Raw genomic sequence first — 2,591 nt, 5'->3', positions numbered from 1 at the left:
AACCTAGGCGGAGCAATCGCAGCCGCAGCCGCTAAAAAAGCAGCAGAAGGAGCAGCCGCTGCAAAAGAAACCGAACAAAAAGCCCAAGGAGCAAGAGAGCAGGCAAAACAGGGCAAAACCATTTGGCAGCTTACTAAATTCACAACCTTTAAAAATGCTCCAGCTACTGAACAGTCATTAGGAGAATATACAGATAAAGCTCCTAAATATAAACGTTCTAGGGCTGAATATGATGGTACCGGAGAACATAACGGTGTAGTTTTCGAAGTAGGAAGCTTTAGTGGTTATTTGCCAAAAAAAGCTCCTAAAGGCGTTGTTGCCATAACGATTGATTATAAATCGGTGTCATATGACCAAATAGAAAGACCAAATCCTGAAACAGTCCTAAAAGACATGATGTTGAATCAGCAAGACATCAAAGACATCCTAGCCCGTATGCTGAACAACCAACAGACCAACCATGCCGAATTGATGAATCAGTTGTCCCGTATAGGAGATGCCGTAGAAAAGTCCACCGAATCAAACCAATTCACGCCTATGACCGCCGATTCAGCACCCTACACACCGCAAGGCAGCAATACACCGCAACAGACACGGTTCACACTTAACGCAGACGGCTCGGTTTCAACGTCTATTATTCCGCGTCCTGATTTGAAACCAAATTCCACGCTCGCACCGACAAGAAGCGAAATCATACCGACACCCAATAAAGGACAGAACACACCGACAACACCCAACAGTCCGAATACGCCTACAACGCCAGATAGTCCGAATGCACCGACGACGCCGAACAGTCCGAATATGCCGAATCAGCCGAACAGTCCGACAGGGCAGCAAAATCAAAATCAAGAGAATCAGCAGCAGAATTTTTGTCAGCAAAACCCGAATGCTGCGCAATGTATGCCGGGTGGCGATATGACCTATGAAGACATCGTCTTGCCTGAAAACACAATAGATTTGAGTTTCAGCCCTGAAAACGTCTTTCAAACAGAAGGCGTTTGCCCGCAACCGAAAAGCGTGGATTTAGGCGCACTTGGGCAGGTCGAATTCAGCTATCAGCCGCTTTGCGACTTTGCCGCAAAATTGAGACCCGTCCTAATCATGATGACCATTCTAACCTGTGCATGGTTCGTCTATGGCGCATTGGAGGAGCTATGAACTGGGGCAGTTTGATAACAGCAGTATTAATGTCTGTGGCGGGCAGAATATTGACCGCCATAGGGCTTTCTTTCGTAACAGTGGCGGGATTTCGCCAGTTGCAATCCTATTTCATCCAACAGGTTCAAAACCATATTGGCGGTTTCCCTGAAGACGCATTGCAAATCGTCTATATCATGGGCTTCGGCGTCATGCTGAATTGGATATTTGGCGCGTTCACATTTATAGCCACGATAAAGGGCTTTAAGAAACTGTCCACTATCGTCAAAAGCGAGGGATAAAAAATGCTTTACCTATATACAGGCGTTCCCGGTGCGGGAAAAACATTGTATGCGGTTTCCAACCTTGTTAAACGCAAAGACTTTAAAGACCGTCCCATCTTCGTGGACGGAATCAAAGACCTAGACCACGACAAAATAAATTACTTCGATATACCCGAAGGCGAAAGCATTCAGACGTGGCCGAAGTGGGCACCGCCGGGCGCGATTATCGTCGTTGACGAATGCCAACGCATATTTCGTCCACGTCCAAGCGGATCGAAAGTACCCGACTACGTCGCCGAACTAGAAACACACCGACACCGTGGTCTTGATTTCATCTTGATAACCCAACATCCCCGCCTGATAGACGTCCATTTGCGCGGACTGATAGAACATCACACGCATTTAGGTAAGACCAATCTAGGACTACGTCGTAAGATGGAATGGACGACAGGGGGCGCGAAAGACCCTGAAAGCAGGGCAAACATCAGGGAAGCACTAATCAGCGTGTATAGGCTTGATAAAAGCGTGTACGGGCTGTACAAGTCCGCCGAAGTACACACCAAAATCAGGACGAAAAAAAGCAAACTTTTAATGCTGTTCCCGCTCGCCCTATGCCTCGTCGGTTATGGCATATGGTCGTTTACCGACTTCTGGGGCAAGTTCTCGGGCGAAGGAGAAAAGGCGAAGAAGGCAAGTACGACCCAAAACGCCCAAGCACAAATGCAGCCGTCAGCCGTATCGGCAAGTGAGCCTGTAACAAACGGGCAGTATCCGAAAGCCGAAACAAAACCCGAAGAACCAAAGAAACCGCATTTGAGCGAAGAAGACTATCAGCCCCGTATCGCAGAGCGTCCTGAAACCGCCCCGATATACGACGGCATGAATAAAGCAGTTAAAGCCATGCCGTGGCCTGCCGCCTGTATCAAAGCAGAAAACCGCTGCACCTGTTACACCGACCAAGGCACGAAGATTAAAGACATCGGCAAACAAACCTGCCTGAACTACGTAAAAGACGGCTTACCGTTCAATCCCTACAAAACGCAGACGGCAGAAGCGGCAAAACCGACGCAGACAGCCTATACGCCAGACACTCCGCAGGTCTTGACAATGGGCGGGGCAAGCCCGCAAAATCTGATGTATGACGGATACAATGATAAAGCCCTGACGAAT

The 2,591-nt window shown here is 48.3% G+C and carries 3 protein-coding genes; all 3 read left to right on the top strand.

From position 1 onward, the window contains the following. On the top strand, positions 1 to 1,158 hold a 1,158-nt coding region (locus tag NSCA4_RS0108515; RefSeq protein ID WP_016687738.1), incomplete at its 5' end, for a virulence factor TspB C-terminal domain-related protein. Beyond that, entirely contained in the window at positions 1,155 to 1,439 is a 285-nt protein-coding gene (locus NSCA4_RS0108510; RefSeq protein WP_016687737.1) for a DUF2523 domain-containing protein, read from the top strand. The genes NSCA4_RS0108515 and NSCA4_RS0108510, both read left to right, overlap by 4 nt. Before the next feature lie 3 nt (positions 1,440 to 1,442). After that, the coding region (locus NSCA4_RS0108505) for a zonular occludens toxin family protein (RefSeq protein ID WP_016687736.1) at positions 1,443 to 2,591 on the top strand (1,149 nt) is incomplete at its 3' end.

Origin of the sequence: Neisseria sicca 4320, from assembly GCF_000193735.1 — a bacterium.
In the GTDB taxonomy this organism is placed as follows: domain Bacteria; phylum Pseudomonadota; class Gammaproteobacteria; order Burkholderiales; family Neisseriaceae; genus Neisseria; species Neisseria sicca_E.
Note: the sequence above shows the minus strand (reverse complement) of the source record. Positions and strands in the feature narration are given on the sequence as shown.

What these genes read in the sequence shown, in the direction of transcription:
- NSCA4_RS0108510 (WP_016687737.1), top strand. Translation starts at nt 1,155, where the DNA reads ATGAACTGGGGCAGTTTGATAACAGCAGTATTAATGTCTGTGGCGGGC.